Origin of the sequence: Desulfonauticus submarinus, assembly GCF_900104045.1 — a bacterium.
Taxonomy (GTDB): domain Bacteria; phylum Desulfobacterota; class Desulfovibrionia; order Desulfovibrionales; family Desulfonatronovibrionaceae; genus Desulfonauticus; species Desulfonauticus submarinus.
The window spans coordinates 251830-275323 of record NZ_FNIN01000002.1 but is presented as its reverse complement, the minus strand read 5'-3'; the positions used below and the strand labels follow the sequence as shown (position 1 = coordinate 275323).

General features: G+C 33.3%; 25 protein-coding genes. 18 read left to right on the top strand and 7 right to left on the bottom strand.

Annotated elements, in window-relative coordinates:
- Positions 1-166: 166 nt before the first annotated feature.
- Both feoB and BLP60_RS03860 read right to left on the bottom strand, forming a co-directional pair.
- On the bottom strand, positions 167-2344 hold the full coding sequence (gene feoB, locus BLP60_RS03865; protein WP_092063693.1) for a ferrous iron transport protein B: 2178 nt from the start codon (positions 2342-2344) through the stop codon (positions 167-169).
- Complete coding sequence (locus BLP60_RS03860; RefSeq protein WP_092063690.1) at positions 2325-2576, bottom strand: FeoA family protein; 252 nt, start codon at positions 2574-2576, stop codon at positions 2325-2327. Before BLP60_RS03860 ends, feoB begins: the two co-directional genes overlap by 20 nt.
- Before the next feature lie 193 nt (positions 2577-2769).
- Between BLP60_RS03860 and BLP60_RS03855 the strand changes: the two genes are divergently transcribed.
- Genes BLP60_RS03855 through BLP60_RS03845 form a run of 3 tightly spaced genes read left to right on the top strand, consistent with a single transcriptional unit; the run spans position 2770 to position 5480 of the window.
- Complete coding sequence (locus BLP60_RS03855; protein ID WP_092063687.1) at positions 2770-3816, top strand: DUF814 domain-containing protein; 1047 nt, start codon at positions 2770-2772, stop codon at positions 3814-3816.
- 3 nt (positions 3817-3819) lie between these two features.
- Complete coding sequence (locus BLP60_RS03850) at positions 3820-4746, top strand: calcium/sodium antiporter (RefSeq protein ID WP_092063684.1); 927 nt, start codon at positions 3820-3822, stop codon at positions 4744-4746.
- Positions 4743-5480 carry a precorrin-6A/cobalt-precorrin-6A reductase gene (locus BLP60_RS03845; protein ID WP_092063681.1) on the top strand — a complete coding sequence of 246 codons (738 nt, stop codon included), beginning with the start codon at positions 4743-4745 and terminating at the stop codon, positions 5478-5480. Before BLP60_RS03850 ends, BLP60_RS03845 begins: the two co-directional genes overlap by 4 nt.
- A 16-nt stretch (positions 5481-5496) precedes the next feature.
- On the opposite strand, the gene BLP60_RS03840 is transcribed toward BLP60_RS03845, so the two are convergent.
- The 3 genes from BLP60_RS03840 to dut all read right to left on the bottom strand — a co-directional run bounded on the left by BLP60_RS03840 (position 5497) and on the right by dut (position 9387).
- On the bottom strand, positions 5497-7485 hold the full coding sequence (locus BLP60_RS03840; protein WP_092063678.1) for a bacteriohemerythrin: 1989 nt from the start codon (positions 7483-7485) through the stop codon (positions 5497-5499).
- Between the two features lie 195 nt (positions 7486-7680).
- Positions 7681-8883 (bottom strand): aspartate aminotransferase family protein, encoded by a 1203-nt coding sequence (locus BLP60_RS03835; RefSeq protein WP_092063675.1) that lies wholly within the window; start codon positions 8881-8883, stop codon positions 7681-7683.
- A gap of 30 nt (positions 8884-8913) precedes the next feature.
- Entirely contained in the window at positions 8914-9387 is a 474-nt protein-coding gene (gene dut / locus BLP60_RS03830) for a dUTP diphosphatase (RefSeq protein ID WP_092063672.1), read from the bottom strand.
- A 98-nt stretch (positions 9388-9485) separates the two neighbouring features.
- On the opposite strand from dut, the gene BLP60_RS03825 reads away from it, so the two are divergent.
- The 5 genes from BLP60_RS03825 to BLP60_RS03805 are packed head-to-tail and all read left to right on the top strand — an operon-like array spanning position 9486 to position 13223.
- The gene (locus BLP60_RS03825; RefSeq protein ID WP_092063669.1) at positions 9486-10226 is read left to right on the top strand and encodes a TlyA family RNA methyltransferase; all 741 of its coding nucleotides are present in this window, start codon (positions 9486-9488) and stop codon (positions 10224-10226) included.
- 33 nt (positions 10227-10259) lie between these two features.
- Positions 10260-10859 (top strand): TrmH family RNA methyltransferase, encoded by a 600-nt coding sequence (locus tag BLP60_RS03820; protein ID WP_434963928.1) that lies wholly within the window; start codon positions 10260-10262, stop codon positions 10857-10859.
- Positions 10844-11380, top strand: a complete 537-nt coding sequence (aroL, locus tag BLP60_RS03815; protein ID WP_092063666.1) for a shikimate kinase AroL — start codon at positions 10844-10846, stop codon at positions 11378-11380. The genes BLP60_RS03820 and aroL overlap by 16 nt, the downstream gene beginning before the upstream one ends.
- On the top strand, positions 11367-12425 hold the full coding sequence (gene aroC, locus BLP60_RS03810) for a chorismate synthase (protein ID WP_092063663.1): 1059 nt from the start codon (positions 11367-11369) through the stop codon (positions 12423-12425). Before aroL ends, aroC begins: the two co-directional genes overlap by 14 nt.
- Positions 12426-12440: 15 nt before the next feature.
- Positions 12441-13223, top strand: coding sequence for an ElyC/SanA/YdcF family protein (locus BLP60_RS03805; protein WP_092063660.1), 783 nt, complete (start codon positions 12441-12443; stop codon positions 13221-13223).
- A gap of 49 nt (positions 13224-13272) precedes the next feature.
- On the opposite strand, the gene BLP60_RS03800 is transcribed toward BLP60_RS03805, so the two are convergent.
- Positions 13273-14142, bottom strand: a complete 870-nt coding sequence (locus tag BLP60_RS03800) for a universal stress protein (protein WP_092063657.1) — start codon at positions 14140-14142, stop codon at positions 13273-13275.
- 379 nt (positions 14143-14521) lie between these two features.
- Between BLP60_RS03800 and BLP60_RS10645 the strand changes: the two genes are divergently transcribed.
- The 4 genes from BLP60_RS10645 to BLP60_RS03785 all read left to right on the top strand — a co-directional run bounded on the left by BLP60_RS10645 (position 14522) and on the right by BLP60_RS03785 (position 17968).
- Positions 14522-14680 (top strand): symporter small accessory protein, encoded by a 159-nt coding sequence (locus tag BLP60_RS10645; RefSeq protein ID WP_200779101.1) that lies wholly within the window; start codon positions 14522-14524, stop codon positions 14678-14680.
- Entirely contained in the window at positions 14670-16280 is a 1611-nt protein-coding gene (locus tag BLP60_RS03795) for a sodium:solute symporter family protein (RefSeq protein ID WP_092063654.1), read from the top strand. Before BLP60_RS10645 ends, BLP60_RS03795 begins: the two co-directional genes overlap by 11 nt.
- Before the next feature lie 132 nt (positions 16281-16412).
- The gene (locus tag BLP60_RS03790; RefSeq protein WP_092063651.1) at positions 16413-16805 is read left to right on the top strand and encodes a hypothetical protein; all 393 of its coding nucleotides are present in this window, start codon (positions 16413-16415) and stop codon (positions 16803-16805) included.
- Between the two features lie 86 nt (positions 16806-16891).
- Positions 16892-17968: an AI-2E family transporter gene (locus BLP60_RS03785; protein ID WP_092063648.1), complete on the top strand. Its 1077-nt coding sequence runs from the start codon at positions 16892-16894 to the stop codon at positions 17966-17968.
- Between the two features lie 8 nt (positions 17969-17976).
- On the opposite strand, the gene BLP60_RS03780 is transcribed toward BLP60_RS03785, so the two are convergent.
- A complete protein-coding gene (locus BLP60_RS03780) occupies positions 17977-19257 on the bottom strand; it encodes a phenylacetate--CoA ligase family protein (protein ID WP_092063645.1) in 1281 nt (426 codons plus the stop codon).
- A 203-nt stretch (positions 19258-19460) separates the two neighbouring features.
- Here BLP60_RS03780 and BLP60_RS03775 point away from each other — a divergent pair, with 203 nt between their 5' ends.
- The 6 genes from BLP60_RS03775 to pgsA are packed head-to-tail and all read left to right on the top strand — an operon-like array spanning position 19461 to position 23488.
- A complete protein-coding gene (locus BLP60_RS03775) occupies positions 19461-20231 on the top strand; it encodes a prepilin peptidase (protein WP_092063641.1) in 771 nt (256 codons plus the stop codon).
- Between the two features lie 33 nt (positions 20232-20264).
- Positions 20265-21119 carry a formate dehydrogenase accessory protein FdhE gene (locus BLP60_RS03770; protein WP_092063638.1) on the top strand — a complete coding sequence of 285 codons (855 nt, stop codon included), beginning with the start codon at positions 20265-20267 and terminating at the stop codon, positions 21117-21119.
- Positions 21120-21827 (top strand): formate dehydrogenase accessory sulfurtransferase FdhD, encoded by a 708-nt coding sequence (locus BLP60_RS03765; RefSeq protein ID WP_092063635.1) that lies wholly within the window; start codon positions 21120-21122, stop codon positions 21825-21827.
- The gene (mobA, locus tag BLP60_RS03760) at positions 21814-22407 is read left to right on the top strand and encodes a molybdenum cofactor guanylyltransferase (RefSeq protein WP_092063632.1); all 594 of its coding nucleotides are present in this window, start codon (positions 21814-21816) and stop codon (positions 22405-22407) included. Before BLP60_RS03765 ends, mobA begins: the two co-directional genes overlap by 14 nt.
- Entirely contained in the window at positions 22397-22948 is a 552-nt protein-coding gene (locus tag BLP60_RS03755) for a transglycosylase SLT domain-containing protein (protein WP_092063629.1), read from the top strand. Before mobA ends, BLP60_RS03755 begins: the two co-directional genes overlap by 11 nt.
- Positions 22949-23488: a CDP-diacylglycerol--glycerol-3-phosphate 3-phosphatidyltransferase gene (gene pgsA, locus BLP60_RS03750; protein ID WP_092063626.1), complete on the top strand. Its 540-nt coding sequence runs from the start codon at positions 22949-22951 to the stop codon at positions 23486-23488.
- Positions 23489-23494 lie beyond the last annotated feature (6 nt).

The window sequence follows — 23494 nt, the reverse complement described above, 5'->3', positions numbered from 1 at the left end:
CGTGTTTTTTTATTTGCTTTAATATTTTGTCATCTGAAGGAGATCCTATTTTTTCTGCTATAATTTCTTCAAGTAACCATCGTGCAAGGGCATTTTTTCTAATTCTGATAAATTTGCTGCTTTTTAAAGGATTTTTCAACTAATTTAGTTATATTAAATCTTCTTTTTAACTAAATACATTATACGTTAAAATAGCCAATATAAAGGCCACTATTGTATTAAAGATAAGAGAAAATCCTGCCCATTTCCAGCTTTCTTCTTTAGCAATCGTTACAATAGTAACCATGCAAGGAGCATATAAAAGTACAAAGACCATAAGAGCAAGAGCTTTTGCTGTATTCCAAGACGGATCATTTTTTAATTTTTCTGCTAAAGATACAGAGTTATCCGCATTGCCACCTAAGGAATAGGCAGTGCCCAAGGTAGATACAATTACTTCTTTAGCTGCAAAACCTCCAATTAAGGCAATATTAGTTTTCCAGTCAAAGCCTGCCAAAATGGTGACTTTTTCTAAAGCCTGACCAATCCTTCCTGCAAAAGAATTGGTTAGTTGTTCGTTTTGGAGTTTATTTTTAAGCTTTTGTTGTTGGGCGAGAAGCGTTTTTATTTTATCATTAAGAGGATTACTCTTTTTTAATCGGGATATTTGGGATTGAATTTGATCAATTTGTTTTTGATAAAAGTTTATTTTTTGTTTGGGTAAGGTAGGAAATGTCATGAGAGCCCAAATTAAAATAGAGATAGCCAGAATTACAGTGCCTGCTTTTTTTAGATATAGCCATGTTTTTTCCCAAGAGTGGATAAATAATCCTTGCCATGTAGGCAATCTATAGGGAGGGAGTTCCATAACAAACGGAGTGGCAGGTCCTCTAATTATTGTAGAGCGGAGAATTTTGGCCACTAAAAGAGCAACTACCCAGCCGAGCATAGAGATTAGAAAGAGTATGCTAGCTTTATTTTGAGGGAAAAATGTTCCAGTTAAAAGGATAAAAAGAGGTAGTTTTGCTCCACAGGTCATAAAGGGGACAGTAAGAATTGTAGCCAACTTTTCTTTAGGGCTTCTAAGGGTTCTTGCAGCCATAACCCCTGGTACAGCACATCCACCTGCAATGCCACCTGATATAATAAAGGGCATAATTGAACTGCCATGCAGTCCAAATATACGAAATACTCTGTCTAACATATAGGCAACTCTAGCCATATATCCAGAGTCTTCTAAAAAGGATAAAAATAAAAACATAAGGGCTATTAAGGGGACAAAGCTAACTACTCCACCTACTCCACCAATAATGCCAGAGACAATAAGAGATTTTAATAGACCGTCTGGAAGGATGTTGTTTACGGTATTTGCTAAAAAATCAAAGAGATTGCTTACCCAGGTAAGAGGATATTCCCCTAGGGAAAAGGTTAACTTATACACTGCATAAAGTACTCCAAACATAAGCAATGGGCCTATGAATTTATGGGTTAGTATTTTGTCTATTTTATCAGAAACAGCAATGCGTTCAGCGTGAGTATTTTTTTGGACAACATCTTTTAAAAGAGAGGATATAAAACCGTATCTATAGTCTGCTATTATTGCTTCTGGATAGGTGTTAAGAGTTTTTTCACAATGGGCGCTTACTTCTTGGTAGATTTGGTCTAACTTCTTATATAACTTAGGGTTTTCTTTTAAAATAATACCTTTTATCTCCTCATCGTTTTCCAAGATTTTAAGAGCTAGCCAATGAGGAGGATAGGGAAAGGCATTGTTGTTTTCTTGTTTTATTGCTGTAACCATTTTTTCCAAGGCAGGATCAAGGTCTGGGCCATAAGATAAAATAAGAGGTGTCCAGGATGGTTTTTTTTTAGCTTCTTTTAAAATAGTTTGAACTAACATTTTTTTGCCCAATCCATGCCTTGCCACAGTTTCTACCACCGGGACTCCTAGTCTTTTAGAGAGTAGAGGGCTATTGATATTGATCCCTTGGGCTCTTACTTCATCCATCATATTCAAGACCAAAATCAGAGGGGCGCCTAGTTCTAAGATTTGAATTGCAAGGTAAAGATTTCTTTCTAGGGAACTAGCATTAATTACATCTACTACTAAATCAGGGCGTTCTTGAATGAGGAAGTTTCTAGCTACTAGTTCTTCTTGAGAATAGGCTGTTAGAGAGTAAGTGCCTGGTAAATCTACGAAGTGAATAGAAAAGTCATCTATATTTAAAAAACCTTCTTTTTTCTCTACAGTAATTCCAGGATAATTACCTACTTGTTGACGTGCTCCAGTAAGAGCATTGAAAAGAGTGGTTTTACCTGAATTAGGATTGCCAGCAAGAGCAACTTTAATTATTTGCTGGGGCATTTATTTCCTCCACTAAGATATAATCAGCTTCATTGTTTCTTAAAGTTAAAGTAAATCCTTTTAAGCGTAAAGCTACAGGATCTTTTAATGGAGCTCTACCCACTACTTGTATTTCTGTCCCTGGTAATAGGCCCATATCTCTTATCCTTCTTCCTAACTCGCCTCTAGCGCTTATACTTTTTATAATTGCTTTTTGGTTTACCTTTAAAAGGCGTAAAGATTTTGCTTCCATTTTCCCCCCTAGCTAGTTCAGGATAATAGCGACTTTATTAATACAGGCAATTTTTGTCTTAAAAAGCAAAAAATTAACCTAAGGAGTTGGCAGGAAAAGTCAAGTTGAATATTTGCTTAGACTAACTTTTTTTCTCTTGAGTTTTATTAAGGTAATGTTAGAGCTAAGAAAAAATTGGTTAAGATGAGTAGTTATGCTAAAGAAAAAATATCATGGTTTAGGTCTATTTTCTGGGGGACTAGATAGTATTTTAGCCCTAAAACTTATTCAAAGGCAGGGTCTAAATATTTTAGGAATCCATTTTTATTCTCCCTTTTTTGGAGCGCCTGAAAAAATTGATTATTGGGAAAAGTTATATGGCTTAGAATTATTAGGTGTAGATATTTCTAAAGAATATCTTTCTATGCTTTTAGGGAATGTAAAGCATGGGCTAGGTAAGGTTTTAAATCCTTGTGTGGATTGCAAGATTTTGATGTTAAAAAAAGTTAAAAAAATGCTTTCAATGTATGGGGCCTCTTTTATTGTTAGTGGAGAGGTGTTGGGTCAAAGGCCAATGTCTCAACGTAGAGATACTCTTTTTTTAATTTTAAAAGAGGCTGGAGTCTCTGATATTTTACTAAGACCCCTTACTGCTCTTAATCTTCCTTCAACTAGAGTAGAAGACTTGGGCTTGGTAGATAGACAAAAACTTTTGGGAATAAAAGGCAGAGGCCGAAAAGCTCAATTAGAATTAGCTCGTCAACTTGGATTAGAAGAAATTCCTTCTCCTGCGGGAGGCTGTTTGCTTACAGATCCTGAAATGGGCAAACGTTATCTAATGCTAATTTCTAAGATTTCTTCTCCGTTATCTATTGATTTTTTACTTTGTAAAGTTGGAAGACAGTTTTGGTGGGGCAATAAATGGTTAATAATTGGACGCAATAAAGAAGATAATGAAAGCCTAATAAAATTAAGCTCTTCAGAAGATATTATATTAAAAATCAAAGACTTTCCTGGACCTCTAGGTTTGGCAAGAAAGGGTACAAACTGGAGTAAGGAAGACCTAACTTTAGCTGCATCTTTTTTATTGGTATTTGCGCCCAAAGTAAGACAAAGTGGACATACAGAGTTTGGTGTACTTTTTTTAAGGGAGAAGGAGAGTACAGAGGTTTGCGCAGGATTGAAAAATAGGAAAGATTTTTTTTGGAAAGAACCTGAATGGGATGAAAAGAAGAAAAAATTATTGCTTAGGAGTGTTTAATAAATGTGGATAGATGTTTTATTTATAGTACTTGGAGCTGGTCTTCTGTGGTATGGGGCTGATTATGTTGTTGATAGTGCATCTGCAATTGCGGCTAAATTTAGGATTTCTGAATTAGTTGTTGGTTTAACTATTGTAGCAATGGGTACTTCTTTACCAGAGTTTATGGTAACATTTTTATCTGCTATCAAGGGGCTTTCTAATATTTCTGTATCTAATGTAGTGGGTTCTAATATTTTTAATTTGGGTATTATTTTGGGAACAATGGCTTTAATTAGGCCTCTTAGAATAGATAAAAAAATGGTTTTAAGAGATGGAATTTTTTTACTATTTGTAATTTCTTGGGTTATGTTATCTTTGTGGGATCTATCCATGGGCAGGATAGCAGGTATAGGATTGTTATTAATTTTTGGAGGATATTTGTTTTGGATTGCTAGTAAGGGATCTAGACTGCCTATAGAAGTAGATGTAGTGTATAGGAAATGTAAGTGGTGGGACTACCCAAGGCTTGGCCTAGGTGTTGTTTTATTGGCTTTAGGGGCAAATTTATTAGTTGAACATGCTTCTACGTTGGCTAGGTATTTTGGATTAAGTGAGTGGTTTATTGGGGTAACCATTGTGGCTGCAGGGACTTCTTTGCCAGAATTAGCTACTTCCTTGGCTGCCGCAGTTAGAGGGAGAAATGAAATTTTGGTTGGAAATTTAATAGGAAGCGATATTTTTAATTTTGCAGGGGTTTTGGGTATTACAGCGTTAATTCATCCCTTAACTATTTCTCCCATTGGTCTTTTGAATTTAAAAATTTCTGTAATAGCAGTTTTTGGTTTACTTATTTTAATGCGAACGGGTTGGAGGCTTTCTCGTTGGGAAGGAGCTTTATTGGTTTCTTTTAATATATTACGTTGGTTAAGAGATTATTTAGCTAGATGAAAACAGTTTTGATTCTTGGAGGAACATCAGAGACAAGAGATGTCTTACGTCTTTTAAATCAAAGAAAAATTCGTCCCATTGTTTCAACTCTTACTGATTGGGACTTAAAGCTTCCTTTGAATATAAAAAGAATAGAGGGTCCCCTTACTCTTGAAAAATTTGTTCACCTTCTTCAAACAGAAGATATCCAAACAGTAATAGATATTACCCATCCTTTTGCTTGTAGGATTAGTGAACTGGCTTTTAAGGTTTGTAAAGAGTTTAATATCCCTTTATTATCCTATATTAGGCCAGAATGGCTACCTCGTGGCGAGCATGTCTTTTTAGTTGCTGATCATATAGAAGCCAAGCATTTACTTTTAAAGTGGAGGCGTCCTTTTCTCTTAACTATAGGATTAAAGAATTTATTAACTTATAGGGATTGTTTTGCGGCAAATATCCCGTTTTGGATTAAAGTACTTGAGAAAAGCTATAATAAAGTCATTTCCTTGGGTATAAATAAAAAGAACATTTTGCCCCTTCCCCCTAGATTGAGTATTGTAGAATGGGAAAGAATAATCTTACCTAAGAATATTCAAGTCTTGGTTACAAAATCAAGTGGTAAACAAGGTGGCCTAGAAGAAAAGGACCTCTTTACAAAAAAACACAATATTCGACTTATTATTGTTAAACGCCCGGTAAAAAAAATAGGCACTCCCTTTGATAGATTAGAAAATCTTGTAGAGCATATATAAATCTTTTTAGAGAACTTTATTGGACTCCTTTTTCTTTTAGAAACGGGGCATATTTTTTATCTGTAAAGCAAATATGATTAGTTAACCAATCTTTTAAAAAGTTCATAAGTTCATGGGATAATAATTCTTCTCCACTTTCAAATTTTTGTTTAAATTCTAAAACTTTTTCTACCAAATGAGCGTGGATTTTTTTATGTTCCTCTGTTTCTGGATAATTATATTGGTCAAAATATTTTTCTTCAGTTTGAAAGTGATACACGGTGTATTCTGCAAGTTCATTTAAGATGTTTCCAATAGCTGAGTTGTCTCCTTTTTGCATGGCGTGGAACAACTTGTTTAACATGTTTACTAGATTCTTATGCTGTTTATCTATGCTGGGTATACCCAATTCAAATTTTGCTCCCCATTTCATAAACTCATCTTCTTTTAATTCTTTTCCCAAGGCGGTTAATTGTTTTTTTTCTTCTGTTTTGTCTTCTATATCTACCCACTTAGTTAAAAGCTCTAAGAAACGATTAATAGTAGGAGATATTTCAGATTTAAATAGGTTTAAAATGACCACGGTAGGTTCTTTATTTACAATAGCTTCATGTATTTTAGTCGCAGAGGCATGTAATTTGTCGTGCATAGGTTTTAATTCTTCTAGAAGTTTTTTTATCTCTGGATTTTTGGTTTGATAGGTTTGTAAAAACTTTCCTAGGGCACATTTAGAGCTGTCTGTTTCAACTTCTGGTGGAGTATTTTGAACAATACCGCTCATCACAGCATTAATCCATGCTAGATGTTTGTATAAGATATTGTGTAATTTTGAGCTTTCACTAATATATTTATCTAATTCTGCTTCAAGATGTGGATTTATGCTTGTCCTGGAAATAATAATAGTACTTGCTTTATTTACTCTATCTATACTTTCATAAATTAAAGACATTTTAGGTAAAATTTCTACAAATTTTTGAGTTGATTCTAAGAGTACAGCACTACGCTCTTTGACCTTTTCTGCGGCTTCTGTGGTACGTTTTACATTTGAAGTTATATCATTCATTGTAACTGTTTGTTCTTCGGTAGCACTAGCTATAGTATTAGCTAGGTCGTTTACTTCTTTGATGCTTTCAGTAATCGCATTTACACTGTGGACTGCATTTTTAATATCATTTTGGATTTCTTCAATCATTTTTGTAATTTCTTCTGTTGCTTCCCCTGTTTGTTTGGCTAAGTCTTTAACTTCATTAGCAACCACAGCAAATCCTTTTCCTGCTTCTCCTGCGCGTGCAGCTTCTATAGTAGCATTTAAGGCTAATAAATTAGTTTGGGATGCAATATTTTTAATAACCTCTATAACTTCCCCAATACTTTTTGAACTCTCAGCTAGTTTTGAAATAGTTTCTGTAGCAGAAATCGCCTGTTTTTGTGTTTCATCTGTTTTTTGTGCTGTTTTGGCAACAGATTCTGCAATTTCTGTTGTGGCAGTAGACATGTCTTGAATAGAATAATAAATGGTTTTTGCATCTTCTGTAGATTGGTCTGCAGCATCTGCAACTTCCTGAGATATATGTTCTGTATTGCTGACTTGTTCATTAATTTTTTCATTAAAATCTTTAATAAAATCCTTTACTTCTGTTAAAATTTTATTTTGATTATCCATAGAACGGACTAAACCAGAGATAAAGGAAACCATTGCATTAAATGCTTTTTGAAGTTCTTGGAGAGCAGGAGGACCTTGTGGTTTTATTACATCATGAAATTTACCCCTTGAGGCAGCTTGGAGATTGGTAATGAGCTCATTATTTAAATTTGAATGAGATGTTTTTTCTATTATATTTGGTTCGCTAGAAGAAATATTAGAAATTTTGGTGATAACAACATATATGCCGCCAGTTAAAACAACAAGAAGAATTAATAAAAGATATAGCCACCACAGTTGAGAAAAGAAAATTTGAGCAACACAAAGCCCTACAGAGATTAAACAGAGAGTAAGTAATCCAAGTAATAGATTTCTTAGGTTCATAATTTAACCCCTTTTATAAAGTTTAAATTTTAATTTTAAAATAAAATTATATATGTGTATTTTAGCTGTATGTCTGGGTTTTTAAATTTTAATAGATAATTAATATATCAAGGGTTAAAAATTGTAAAGGTATGGAGGTATTTTTAATAGCCGCTAACCTTAAAAGATAAGGTTAGCGGCTGCAAGTTTAAGGAGTTAACTTTGTTTAGATAAGATATCTTCTAAATTAGCGATAAAAGCAAGTATAGCTTCTGTTTCTATTATAAGAGGAGGTAAAAGTCGCAACACATTTTCTTGGGTGAGATTAAGAATAAAGCCATTTTTAAGTAAGGATTCCCAGATCTGTTTAGCGTTTTGTTTCAGTTCTATGCCTAACATTAAGCCTTTTCCTCTAATTTCTTTGATTTGGTCTGGGAATTTTTTTTGTAAAAGTTGAAGGTGTTGTTTCAGGTTGGCGCCTTTTTCTTGGGCCTGAAAAATGAGGTTGTTTTTCTCTATAATTTCAAGAACAGTTGTGGCTACTTTGCAAGCAAGGGCGTTTCCACCAAAAGTAGTTCCATGGCTACCTGGGCCAAGGGCATCAGCAATATTTGGTTTTGCCAAGACTGCGCCAATAGGAAATCCATTTCCAAGTCCTTTAGCAAGGGTAATTATATCTGGCTTGAGATCAAAATGTTCGTGGGCCCAAAATTTACCTGTCCTTCCCATGCCTGTTTGTATTTCATCTATGACTAGGAGAATATCATTTTGAGTGCAAACTTCTTTTAATGCGCTAACAAATTGGGGTTTTACAGGGATTATACCGCCTTCACCTTGAATTACCTCAAGCATAATTGCAGCAGTTTGATTGGAAGCGTGTTTTTTTAAGGCTTCAGGATCATTAAAGGGGAGTATTGTAAAGCCTGGAACAAGAGGCGAAAAACCTTTTTTAATCTTGTCTTGGCCTGTTGCGCTTAAAGTTGCTAACGTTCTACCGTGGAATGAATTACTAAAAGTAATAATTTCAAAGCGATCTTGTTTTTTAAAGGAGTGAAAGTATTTTCTAACTAATTTTATAGCGCCTTCATTAGCTTCTGCACCTGAATTACAAAAAAATATCTTAAAGTTTGGAGCAAATTTTTGAAGTTTGGTTGCTAGTTCTAATTGTTCTTCTTGATAAAATAAATTACTTATGTGGATAAGTTTTTTAGATTGAGCACAGATAACTTTGGTAATTTCAGGGTGATTATAACCCAAAATACATACTGCAATTCCGCTTAAAAAGTCATAATATTTTTTTCCTGAGAAATCATATAAAAAATAATCTTGTCCTTTTTGGATAGCTACTGGATACCTGCCATAAGTAGGAAAAAGAAGCGTAGCTTCTTTTTTTTTAAATAAATTTAAAATATTAGACATTTTAATTTCTCCCAAAAATAAACTTTTATTTTACAGTTTTCCTGTATGTCCAAAACCTCCGTTGCCTCTTGTGGAATAAGAAAGGTTGTCAGTAGGTATAATTTGGGCTTGAAAAAAAGGTAAAAAGATTAGTTGAGCAATCCTTTCTCCTTGGATAATAGTTTGATCTTCTTCACTTATATTGAGCAGAGAGACAAATATCTCTCCTCTATAATCAGGGTCTATTACTCCTACTCCTTGAGTTATTACTAGTCCTTGTTTAGTCCCAAGACCACTTCTAGAAAATACAAAGCCAGCAATACTTGGTTCTAATATTTCAATAGCAATACCTGTAGGTATTTTTTTTCTTTCTCTGGGTTTGAAGGTTAGTTGATTTTCTTTAAAACAAGCCCTTAAATCTAACCCAGCAGAGAAACTGGTAGCATAGTCTAGATTTAAGGAATGGAGGATAGACGATAAAAATTTTATTTTTACAGGTATTTTTTGAGGTGATTTTGTAGACAACTTTCTTCTCCTAGCTTAATTTAAATACACATTTATTATTAGGTGTTATAAAACAAAAATTTTAAGTTAGGACAAAGGAGAAAGCAAGTAATTTTAAAATGAAAAAGAAAAGAGCAGATCAATTATTAGTGGAAAAGGGAGTTTTATCTTCTAGAGAAAAGGCCAAACGTCATATTATGGCAGGAGTTGTTTGGTATTTGAAAGGAAAAGAGTGGCAAAAGGTAAATAAACCAGGGGACCAATTACCACTTGATACTGATTTTAAAGTTAAAGAAAAAGAGCGTTTTGTAAGTAGAGGAGGCTATAAATTATTAACTGCCTTAGAGTATTTTAAAATCCAGGTTTTAAATAAGGTTTGTTTGGATGTTGGTGCTTCAACAGGTGGCTTTACAGACTGCTTACTTCAGTTTGGAGCAAAGAGAGTTTATGCTTTAGATGTAGGACAGGGACAATTGGATTGGAAACTTAGACAAGATAAAAGAGTAGTTAATTTGGAAAAAATTAATATAAGGTATGCTTCTTTAGATATTTTGCCCGAATTAGTAGATTTAATTGTTGTAGATTGTTCTTTTATTTCTTTAAAGCTTGTTTTACCTTCGTGTATAAAGTTTTTAAAATCACAAGGAGAGGTTATAGCTTTAGTAAAACCTCAATTTGAGGTGGGAAAAGGAGAAACAGTAAAAGGAGTAGTGAAGTCTGCTCAAAAAATACAAGAAGTTTTAAAGGCAATGGAGATTTTTGTAACTAAAGACTTAAAATTAAGATGGATAGGGATGGTACCTTCTAAAATTAAAGGGCCGAAAGGTAATCAAGAATATTTAATTTATTTGCAAAGATAGATGATAATCTGTGAGGGAGAGAAGGATAGGACGATGAAAAATATTTGGGATACATTAACTCCGCAAAGACAACAGAAAATAAAAAAAGTTTTAAGTACTAGGCAGAAGACGCTTTCTTTGGTTTTGAATAATATTCACGATCCCCATAATGTTTCTGCTATTTTACGGAGTTGTGATGCGTTTGGTGTTCCAGAGGTTCATTTGTTATATACGCAAGAGGCCTTTCCTGTTTTAGGTAGAAAAAGTTCTGCCTCTGCTAAAAAATGGGTAAAAACAGTGAGACACACCAATCCATCTTCTATGATAACTTTTTTATCAAAACAGGGATTTAAGTTGATCCGAACAGGTTTTTCTAAACAAGCAAAAAAGATTATAGATATAGATTTTACTCAACCTGTTGCTGTTATTTTAGGTAATGAGCATAGGGGAGTGGAAGAAGACTTATGTGCTTTGGTCTCAGAGGAACTATATATACCAATGTATGGTATGGTTCAGAGTTTTAATGTTTCTGTAGCTGCAGCAATTATTTTATATGAAGCTTGGCGTCAAAGATATTTGCAGGGCATGTATGATATGCCTTCCTATAGTGCAGAAGAACTTAAAAGATTGGAGCTAGAATGGGCAAACAAGTAAAACAAAATATTTATTTATTAGGACCACGGGCATGTGGAAAATCTACAATTGGGAAAATTGTTGCTAAAAAAATAGGTAAAAATTTTGTTGATCTTGATGTTTTTATATCTAAACAAGAGGGGAAAAGTATTTTAGATATAATTCAAAATAAAGGATGGAATTATTTTAGAGAAATAGAGAGCAAGGCTTTATTTTCTTTTGAAAATAAAGATAATTTAGTTCTTGCCACAGGCGGTGGAATTATATTAAAAGAAAAAAATAGAGTTTTTTTAAAATCACAAAAATATACATTTTATTTAAAAATAGATATAGATACGGCAATTAAACGACTTTTAGTATCTTTAGATAAAGAAAATAGACCGCCTCTTACTAATTTGAGTTTAGAGGAAGAAGTGAAAAAAGTTATGCAAGAAAGAGAAAATTATTATTTGGAGTGTGCGAGATATATAATTGATGCACGGCAACTTCCAGAACAAATAGGAGAAGAGATTAAAAGGAAGATTAAAAATGAGTGGAGATAGTTTCGGGAAAGTATTTATCTTAACGACATTTGGAGAATCTCATGGTTATGGATTAGGAGGAGTAGTGCAAGGTTGTCCTTCAGGGATTCCTTTGAGTGAGGCTTTTATTCAAAAATATTTAGACCTTAGAAGGCCTGGCAAAGGGATTTCTAGCACAAAGCGCCAAGAAAAAGATAAAGTAAAGTTATTGTCAGGGGTTTTTGAAGGTAAGACCACGGGAACTGCTATTGGCTTTTTTATTGCCAATGAGGATATGCGTTCTAGAGATTATAGTAAAATAAAGAATATTTATAGGCCAGGTCATGCTGATTTTACTTATGACAAGAAATATGGTTTTAGGGATTATAGAGGTGGAGGACGCTCTTCTGGAAGAGAAACTGTTTCCCGAGTAGTAGGAGGAAGTATAGCAAGAGCTTTTTTAAATACTTTAGGAATAGTAATTCAAGCATATACTTTGGAATTAGGTGGTATTAGGGTTGAAAAAATTGATTTAAATGAAATAGAAAAAAATTATTTTTTTTCTCCGGATAAAGATGTTATTCCTAAGTGGGAAAATAGAATACAAGAAGTAAAGTCAGTAGGAGATACTTTAGGTGGCATAGTTGAGATAAGAGCGTTTAATGTCCCTGCAGGACTTGGGGAACCTGTATTTGATAAGTTAGATGCTAGGTTAGCATATGCATTGATGGGGGTAGGAGCTGTAAAAGGGGTAGAGATTGGTACTGGTTTTGAAGTAGCAAAAAAGTTAGGTAGTCAAACCAATGATTTTTTGACTTCTAATGGATTTATGTCTAATAATGCAGGTGGAATTTTAGGCGGCATCTCTTCAGGCCAGGATATTGTTGTAAGAGCAGCTGTTAAACCGATTCCTTCTTTAGGAAAAGTCCAAAGGACAGTGGATACTAAGGGAAGAGAAGTAGAAATTAGAGTTGGGGGACGACACGATATTAGTGCAATTCCTAGAATTGTCCCTGTTTTAGAGGCTATGGTGGCCTTGGTGTTGGCGGACTTTATTTTGTTGCAGAGAAGGATGGGAACTTTTTAATTAAAAGGTAAGGATATGTTTTCTTTTACCCTAAAAAAGTTAATCGCACGATTATTTTTCCCCCTTCCTTTGGGAATAGAAATAATTCTTTTAGGTTGGTGGCTAACTAGGAAGAAAAAGAAATTTGCCTCTCAAACTTATCGCAAGGTGGGGCGAGTTTTAATTTTATCTGGGTGTATTTTTTTATATTTGGTAAGTTGTAGTCCTTTTATTGATCAAATTATGTATCATTTTGAGCATAGATATTTGCCTGTTCAAGATAATAAATTGGATATAGATTATATAGTTGTTCTTGGGGGAGGACATACAAGCGATGAGTTTCTACCTGCAAATTCTCAGATTAGCGCTTGGACTTTGCCTAGAGTAGTAGAGAGTGTTCGTCTAAAAAAAATGTTTCCTTTAGCTAAAGTTATATATTCTGGAGGCATTATAAATGATGCTCAGAGTAATGCCCTTGTAATGCAAAAAATTGCTGTTATGCTAGGGGTTCCTAAAGAGGATATTATCTTGAATAAGAAAGTTTTTGATACAAGAGATGAAGCAAAGGCTTTAAAGAATATTTTAAAGGACAAAAAATTTATTTTAGTTACTTCTGCTTCTCATATGTGGCGGGCTGTTGCATTGTTTAAAAAATATGGTCTAAAACCTATTCCTTCGCCAAGTCCTTATTTATCTAAAAAAACTTCTGACTATTTATGGTGGTCTTATTTTCCTTCTTATAAGGGATTGCAAAAGAGTGAGCGTCTTTTTTATGAACTTTTAGGAATGGCTTGGGCTAAGTTTAAAGGGTATATCTAATGCCTTTGTTTATTTCGCAGAGCAGTATGAGATAAAAAGATTAAGAAAGTTATTTGGAAATCCAAAGAGTCATATTTTTAAATTGTTCAAAAATTTCTAAGAGAGTTGAGTTGGAATTAAAAAATAAAGAAAATAAATGTTCTTTTTTCCCAGTATGTCCTAAAGCAATTACAGCAATTTTTTGTTTTTTAGCAAAATTTAAAATAGTTTCACAAACATCTTTCCCATATAGGAGTTTGGTTTGTATTCTGGTTGAGGGAAAGTTATTGTTTTTAAATTCTTTTAATGCCTTGTTAAAGATAGAGGTTGGTTCTTGGTGTTTGTTGGTTTGGACATGGGTAAGGATGATATTATGTTCTGGTTTGTCTTGTAATATAAAACCGACATGATCACAGACTCTAAGGCTTGCTTGAGAATTATCTAGACATACCAGTACGTTTTTAGTTTCAAAATCTGGCTCTCTACAGATCCAAACGGGAAAGTCAATTTCGGCTTCTAAAATTGTTTTACTTGTACTTCCAAAAATTTTTTCTTCTAAAAAGGATAGACCTCTGCTCCCTAAGATAAGGGCATCGTATAGACCTTTATGAGCTTCTTGGATTAAGTCAGTTACTGTGGAATAATTTTGAAATTTGAAAATGGTTTGAATTTGATTTGTTTGAAATCCATGTTGACAAAGTATGTCTTTAGCTTCTTTTAAGGCTGTAACTCCCTTGTTTTTATATTGATGGTTTAGTTGTTTGCTAAAAATAATTTCATCGTGTTTGTAAGAAGATGTTTTAGCTGGATTAGGGGCAATATAAATTAAATCTAAAGAGATATTTTCTTTATTTTTGAAAAAATAAGAAATAAATTTTACCCCAAAAAATTTAGAGTAATCTTCACTTACAGTTAAAAGAAATTTTTTAGAAAGTTGCATAAATTATTTTTAACTTTGAAAAATAGTTTCGTCAACACGTCTTAATTAAAATTATTAATACCTAGAAAAAGGGATCTTTAAAGAAAATGATTTTTAATAATTTATAATTGATCATTAACCTTTTAATGTGTTTTTTGCTCTATTAGCGATGATTTTTGACCGTTTAGAAAGAAAAGGTTTGACGACTATATTTATTTATTTTAATAAAATTTTCTATGAATAACCAGGTAGTATCTTCTTTTTATTTTTATGGCTATTATTTTTTTGGTCGTTATAGAACTGCGGCCAAGTGATAGTAGTCTATAAAAATAAAAAGAAGAAAAAAGGCCGCAGGTGAAAACCAGCGGCCTTTTTTTTATTTTAAAAAAAGGAGGAGAAGATGTTAGGGATGGGGAGTTTTGAAATGGCATTGGCGTATATTTTAAGTATTTTAGCCGCTGGAGTATGTGTAATTTATGGTCTTATTAATTGGAATAAAAAAGGACTTATTGTAGAAAAAAGAATAGACTTACATAAGGAGAAATCCAATGATTTATAAGGTGCTTAGTATTTTAGGATATTTAGGGGTAGTATTTTTTTTAGGTTATAAGGGCTATAAACATACAAAGAGCTCTCAAGATTATTTGCTAGCTGGTAGAGAAATGAATGCTTTTGTTATGGCATTATCTTATGGAGCGACTTTTATCTCTACTTCAGCAATTATTGGTTTTGGAGGAGCAGCGGCCTTATTTGGTTTTCCTTTACTTTGGCTTACTTTTTTAAATATTGTGGTAGGAATTTTAGTGGCCATGGTTTTTTTTGGGAGACGAACTAGAGTTATGGGCTTAGCTTTAGATGCTCATACATTTCCTGAATTTTTAGGTAGGCGTTTTAATTCCACTTTTATTCAAAAATTTTCTGCTTTAATCATTTTTCTTTTTATTCCCTTGTATGCAGCAGCAGTTTTGATAGGTATTTGTAGGATGTTAGAAGTTTCTTTTGCGCAATCGTTGGGCATATCCTACGAAATGTGGTTAGTTTTGGTTACGGTTTTAGTCGCTCTTTATGTTATTACAGGAGGGCTTAAAGCTGTTATGTATACTGATGCATTCCAAGGATGTATTATGGCAGGAATGATGATTTTTTTAATAGTATTTACTTATTCTAAATTAGGAGGAGTAATTTCAGCTCATCAAACTTTAACAGATATGGTCCATCTTGTCCCTGCTAAATTAAAGGCAGGAGGTCTTATTGGCTGGACACAAGGGGCAAAGTTTGGAACACCAATTTGGTTAGTTATTTATACTACTATCATTTATGGAGTTGGGATTGGAGTTTTGGCTCAACCTCAATTAGCCTTGCGATATATGACTGTTCCATCAGATAGAGAGTTGCATCGTGCTGTGCTTGTAGGAGGAGTGTTTATTTTGCTTATGACAGGGGTGGCATTTACTGTAGGAGCCCTTTCTAATGCAGTTTTTTATAAAGAATTTGGTCAGATTTCTATTGCCATGGCCAAAGGTAATATTGATAAAATTATTCCTCTTTATATTGAAAAGATAATGCCACACTGGTTTTCTGGTTTATTTTTAATTGCAATGTTTGCTGCAGCTATGTCTACTTTATCTTCTCAATATCATGTGGGAGGTACCTCTTTGGGAAGAGATATTGTAGAAGGCTCTACACTTTCGACCAAGACTTCTTTTAAGACAAGTCAGATCGGAGTGTTTTTAACTGTAGCTGCTGCTCTTTTATGGGCTTGGATTTTACCCGGCTCTGTGATTGCAAGAGCTACTGCATTCTTTTTTGGTCTATGTGCAGCTTCTTTTCTTCCAAGCTATTTTTTGGGATTGTATTGGAAAAGGATGACTCCTCTTGGGGCTAAATGTTCTTTAGTTGGTGGATTTATATTTTCTATGTTCTGGCTTTTATTTATTCATTTAAAAGAGGCAAAGGCAATAGGATTATGCAAATTGTTTTTTGGTAAAGTTACCTTAGTAGCAGGAGCTACAAAGGGATCTTGGATTTGGCTTTTACAATGGGTAGATCCTAATGTCGTTGCTCTTCCTGTATCCTTTTTATTGGCAATAGGGGTAAGTTTATTTAGTGTACCAGATAAGTCTGTTGTAGATAAGGCCTTTAAATATTTCACTTCTTAAAAGGTTTTAAAGGAGAATTACTAAACTCATAAAAACTTTTTTGAGTATTGCTTGATTTTAAAGTGAAGATGTGCTTTTCTTTAATTATATGTATAGGGTAATTTTAGTTCTTTTTAATAATTAGGAGACAATATGTATAAAATTGAAAAAAAGAACTATGGATATAAAATTACCTTTGAAGGACTTTTGCAGGAGGAAGAAGTAAAAGAGTGGGTTGAAAAGTCTAGGAAAGTTTTGGATAGTGCTCCACCATCATTTGGTGTTTTAGTGGATATGCGTTTAATGGATCCTCTTCCTCCTGAACTGCAAAAATACATAGAGGAAGGACAGAGATTATATAAAGAAAAAGGCATGAGTCGCTCAGTGGTTGTTTTAAGGAGTGCTGTTACTAAAATGCAATTTCAATGTATTGCTAAAAAAACAGGAATATACGATTGGGAGAGGTATATTGATGCTTCCTCTATTGTAAATTGGGAAAAAATAGCTCTTAATTGGATCATTAACAGTATAGATCCAGATAAATAGTAAACATGCTTGTTAAGATGTATTTTGCCCATCAACAAGAATAAATTACATTCGTTGATGGGCTTTTTAATTATAAGAGAGGAGATATGTTCAATACTCATCGTCCTTTTCAGTTGTTTTTATTATGTTTATCCTTGGGATTAGTGTTTTTTGTTTTAAGACCTTTTTGGAATGTCCTCTTGCTAGCAATTATTTTTAGTATGGTTTTAAATCCTATTTATAAAAAGATTTTAATTTTGGTAAAAAATAGAAAAAATTTTGCCTCTTTTTTAACTTTATTTTTATTTTTTATTTTTATTTTTGTTCCCTGTATTCTATTATTATCAGCTCTTATTTCTCAAGGATTTGATATTGCATCCAAGGTGAATACTTTTTTACTGAAGCTAGATTTCTCATCAATTGGTGATTCTTGGATAAATAAGCTAGAAAATGTTTTAAGGAAATTTGGTTTTGAGAAAATACAGTTTTTACAGCAGCAGGAGTTTGCTAGCTATTTGGCAGATTCTATAAAAAAAATTAGTCTTTTTATAGCCAAAGAGGGAGGAACTATTTTAAGTAATGTATTAACCTTTTTTACTAATACAGGACTATTTTTCTTTATGTTATTTTATTTTTTGAGAGATCTAGATAGTTTGTTAAATAAATTGAAAAGATTATCTCCTTTACCAGATGAACAAGAAGAGAAAATTCTTTTTGCCCTTAGTGATGTTTCTAAGAAAGTAGTGATAGGCAATTTGCTTACAGCCTTAGCTCAAGGGATTGTGGGTGGAATTGGGCTTGCTTTAGTTGGATTACCTGCAATTTTTTGGGGAACATTAATGGCTGTGACTTCTTTAATCCCTGTAGTAGGGACTGCTTTGGTATGGCTACCTGCAGTTGGATATCTTTTTTTGTTGGGAAAAATGGGAGCTAGTTTGTTTTTAGCTTTGTGGTCGATTATTTTAGTAGGAGGAATAGACAATTTTTTACGTCCGTATCTTATAGGGAAGGGAGAATTTATCTCTCCCTTCTTCTTATTTTTAGCAATAATAGGCGGGGTTAGTTGTTTTGGTTTTATAGGACTTATTTATGGTCCTCTTAGTTTTACTTTTGCTTTAGTTATGTTGCAAATTTACGAGCTGGAATTTAAGGAACATTTGGACAACTGTTCTAATTGTTCTTAGTTTTAGAGTTAGTTATCTCTTTCATCTATAAGTCTTTTAGTTTTTCCAAAAGAACGAGGAAGACTTAATGGAGGTACAATTTCTACTTTTGAGCTAACAAGAATTTTAGTTTTGATATTTTTTTCTACTGCAGTTGCTAAGTTATCAGGAATTGTTGTCCCTTCTTGAGCTTCGACTTTTATAGTCATAAAATCTAAGCCTTGTTTTCGATTTAAGTAGATTTGATATTCTGAACTCAATTCAGGGAATTGTTCTAAAATAGTTGCGATTTGGCCAGGATAGATATTAACACCTCTAAAGATAAACATATCATCAGATCTTCCTAATATGTGATCATGTCGTGGAAGATTTAATCCACAGGAACATTCTCCTGGAATAAATCTTGTTAGGTCCCTAGTGCGATATCTAATAAGAGGAACAGCTTCTTTACAAAGAGTTGTAATAACCATTTCTCCTACTTCTCCAGGTTGAACAGGCTTAAGAGTATTAGGGTCTAAGATTTCTAAGATAAACAAGTCAGCCCAATAGTGTATTCCTTGGTGTGCGCTGCATTCTAGACCTGTGCCTGGACCATAAACTTCTGTCATACCTGGAATATCAAAAGTATCTTCTAGGTTTAATGTTTCTTCTATGTACTTTCGCATTTTAGGAGTATGTGGTTCTGCGCCAAAGATTGCTTTTTTTAAAGCAATTTTAGATTGGAGTTGATGTTTTTTAACTTGTTCTGCTAAAAGAAGAGCCATAGAGGCTGTAGAACAAAGACAAGTTGTTTGAAAATCTACTAATAATTGAAGTTGCATATCTAAATTGCCTGGTCCAATAGGAACGGCCATAGCTCCAAAATATTCACATCCTAATTGAAATCCGGCCCCAGCTGTCCACAATCCATACCCAACAGCAATTTGTATTCTGTCTAGAGGAGATAAACCAGCCAATTCAAAACATCTGGCAAGCATTATTTTCCACGTATCTATGTCTTTTTGAGTATATGCTAGTACTTTCCGCTTTCCTGTGGTTCCAGAAGAGGCATGGATTCTTACTACTTCTTCTTCAGGTACAGAAAGTAGAGGTAATGGATATCCTTCGCGTAAATCTTCTACTGTAGTAAAAGGTAAATATTGTAGATCTTCTAAGGATTTAATATCGTTGGGATGAATACCAGATTTTTTAAGTTTTTTTTGATATTGAGCACTTCCTTGATAGGCGTGATTTACTGTCCATTTTAGTCCTTCTAATTGAATCTTAGCTAACTCTTCTTTTGTGAAGTTAGGGAAAAATCGATAATTCATTTTTTTGCTCCGCAGTATATTTTGGGGTTGTCAATTGCTTGTTTTTTTATTTAAGTGGGTAGGGATTGTGTTTGTCAAGAAAAAATGAGATAGAACTTTTGTTCACGGTATTAGGAGAAAATGATTTTAATTTATGTGGTTTGAGGAAGAGGCAATCATTTTGTAAAAAGAAAAATAGGATATGGCTTACAAGGAATTGTATTATGGAAGTTTTGTATGCAGGTATCTTTATTTTTGGTTTATGTTTGGGAAGTTTTTATAATGTATGTATAGTGCGTTATTTAAACGAAGAGTCTATTGTTTGGCCTCCTTCCCATTGTCCTCAGTGTGGACATAAGTTAAGTTGGTGGGAGAATATTCCTATTTTGAGCTTTATTATTTTAAGAGGTAGATGCGCGTCTTGTAAAAAGAAAATCAGTTGGTTATATCCTATAGTTGAATTTACTTCAGGCTTGCTAACCATAGCCCTTTATTGGAAATTTGGATTAAGCATGGCTTTTGGTTTGTATCTTATATTATTTGGTATATTAATTGTGGCAAGCTTTATTGATATTCAAAGTTTTTTATTGCCAGATATTCTAACTATCCCTGGAGGTGTGTTGGCTTTAGGATTTTCCTTTTTCTTGCCAATTGGTCCGAAGATGGCTTTCTTAGGGGCTGGAAGCGGTTTTTTATTGTTTTTGCTTATTCAAAAAGGGTATAAATGGACAAAAGGGAAAGATGGTTTAGGAGGGGGAGATGTAAAATTAATGATTATGCTGGGAGCTATGGTAGGGTTGAAAGGCTTACCTTTGGTTATATTTGTATCAGCATTGCTTGCTCTTTTAGGAAGTGTGGTTTTAGTATGCAGAGGAAAAAAAATAGAGGCAGAAACTGCTATTCCATATGGCCCTTTTCTTTCTCTTGCAACGGTTCTTTATGTTTTAAGTGGAGATATGTGGTTTGAGGTTTATAAAAGTTTAGCTTTCCATTAAGGGAAAATTACACTTTGACGCAAAGGAGCACAAATGAACTCTAAGCAAATAGTTAATAAGATAGAGAGGATAAGGCAAAAGGGGTTTATCCCTAGTGAGATTTTGGATTTTGTTCAAGATGTCTTTTTAAAACAGTTAGATTTTTATCACCAAAGAACTATAAAAAGTATAGAATCCAAAGAAATAGAGACCAAGTTAACTACAGGAAAACCTCTTTTATTAAGAAGAGATTTTCCTATAGAGTTAAAGGAAATTAGGGATCTTTTAAATGCTCTTTTAAAGGTTGTTGCTAATTATGCACGCCTAAAAGAATATTTAGATATATTAGAATCAGATCTTAAGGATGATGAATTTGTTGCTCAAAGTATAAAAAAATTTTTAGAAGGAGATGATGCTTTTTTTAGAATATATGGAGAAAAGTTAGAAAATTCTCCACGTCTGCTTTCCTTTTTAATTCAAAGTAGCATTTTGCCCTTTGTTGCGTCCTATTCTAAGGGTTTTGACGAGTTGATTTCTTTAAAAGAATATCCATTTGGGCATTGTCCTATTTGTGGTAGTCTTCCCTTAATTAGTGTTTTAAAGGATAAATCAGGGAAGAGAAAAAATTTTTGTTCTTTTTGTCTTTTTGAATATCCAGTAGAAAGAACAAAATGTGTTTTTTGTGGAGAACCATATAAAAAAGAGCATTTTTACTTTACTACAGAAGATTTGCCAGGTTATAGAGTAGACATATGTGATAAATGTAAAAAATATATTAAAACAATTGATTTTAGAGATAGAGATGAGCAAATCATTCCCATGTTAGACGATTTGGCTTCACTTCCTTTAGATATTATAGCTAAAAAAGAAGGCTATTTAAGACCAACTTTAAGCTTTTGGGGTTTCTAGGTGTTAGTTAAGTGTAAAGTAAGTAAGTTTTTTAAAGACAGAAGAGTAGATTTTTTTGATACTATTGCAGTTGAAGAGAGAGTTGATATTTTTTTTAAAAGCATAGTACATTCTTTGTGGACGATTCCTTATAATTTAAGTTCATTGGTCTTAGGATATGCTAAGTTAGAGTTATTGCCAGAGGGGGGTAACCCTGTAATAATAAAAAGAGAAGAAAATAGGTTTTGGATAGAAAATTGTATATCTGATAATTATAAGAGGATTAAGGAAAGAAAATACGATTTTAAAATAGATGTATTAAAGCTTTTAGAGATTAATGGATCGTTTATAAAAAAAATATCAAGTAATTGGGAGCAGACAGGTTGTTTTCATAGAGTAGTATTTTGGTCTATAAGGAAGAGAGCCTTTGTCATAGAAGTTGAAGATGTTGGAAGACACAATTGCTTAGATAGAATGGTAGGGCTAGCTTTGAAAAATGAAATTAATTTGCAAGAAGGCATTTTGTTAGTGTCAGCAAGACTTACTAGATCTTTTTTAAAAAAAGTTGTCAAAGCAGGCGTAAGATTTGTTATGTCTCGCTCTGCTATTACCTCAGCTGCTCTTACTTTGGCAGAGCGAGAAAAAATTACTTTAGTTGGCTTTGCTAGGGAAAATAGATTGAGTGTTTTTACAGATATAGGAGAGAGGGTAACTAGTGCTAGTGTGTAGAGACTTGGTTGGAGCTGTTTTAGCAGGAGGTAAAAGTTCAAGATTAGGCCAAGATAAGACAACGTTAGTATTTAATAAGATTAGTCTTTTGGAAAGAAGTATTAATTTACTGTATGAAGTGGTCACAGAAGTTTATGTGTTAGGGAAAGATCCTGCCTTATGCAAGGCAAACGCAGATGGTTGGTTTCAGGATGAGATAAAAGGAATAGGCCCCATTGGCGGTATTTTTACAGGTTTGAAAAATATAGGTAAGCCCCTTTTAGTTATATCTTGTGATTTACCTTTTTTAGATAAAATTACGTTGCAAGAATTGATAGAAGGGCGTAAAAGAAGGCAGAAAACAGAGGTAATGACTACATTTTTTCATCCCAAAACTAATTTTATAGAAGCATTGGTTGCTATTTATGAAAATGAATCATTGAAGTATATAGAAAAAGCAATAGCAAATAAAATTTTTAAGTTAAGTAGAGCAATACCTGAACATGTTAGAAATCATATTTTGTGGGAAAAAGATTTAAAAGTGTTTTTTAATATAAATTACCCGCAAGATCTGGAGGTGCTAGGTATTTATGATGCTTAGGATTTTTATGATTTGGCTATTTTTAAGTCTGAGTTGCTGGGTGTGGGCAGAGACTATTTATTATTACTGTGATGAAAATGGTGTTTATCACTTTACTGACTTACCTACTTCATCTAAGTATAAACCTTTTTTAGTTTTTCGCTATCATAAGTATGACCCTAAAAAACTGGATAGGCTTATAAAGGTGTATAGTAAGCATTATAGGCTAGATCCAGCCTTAGTAAAGGCAGTGATAAAGGTAGAATCAAATTTTGAGCCAGAGGCGGAATCCTCCAAAGGGGCTCAGGGCCTTATGCAAATTACTCCTATTACTCAGAAAGAACTAGATTTGGATACTCCTTTTGATCCGGCCTCAAATATTGAAGCTGGGATAAGATATTTGAAATCTCTTTTAAATCGGTTTAGCAGTATAGAGCTAGCATTAGCTGCATATAATGCAGGGCCAGGAAATGTAAAGCGATATGGAGGGATTCCCCCATTTAAAGAAACTAAAGAATATGTTAAAAAAGTTTTGAAGATATATCAGGAGCTTAAAAGATAAATGTTTAATTGGGCCAATAAAATTACATTTTTTAGAATAGCTTGTGTGCCAATAGTCGTTATTTTACTCTACTTTCCCAATAGAATTAGTTGCTTGGCTGCCATGAGTATTTTTATTTTAGCAGCTTTATCTGATATGTTAGATGGCTTTATTGCTAGAAAGTATAATTTAGTTACTAATATGGGAAAGTTTTTAGATCCTCTTGCAGATAAATTGCTGGTGATGGCTGCTCTTATCATGCTTTCATATCAACATTGGTTAGAAGCCTGGATATCTATTTTGATTGTGGAAAGAGAGATTATGGTAACAGGACTTAGATCTCTTGCAATGGATAAAGGTATTGTTATTGCTGCTGATAAATATGGAAAGTTAAAAACAATTATTCAAATTTTAGCTTTGTGTCCTCTTATTTTGCATTATCCGTGGTTTGGTTTTAATCCAATTTATTTAGGGAAGATTTTGATTTATATTGCCCTATTTTTGACTTTGTTTTCTGGGGTAAACTATGTGTACAAGTTTTATAAAAGTGTATTAAAATAATTGTAA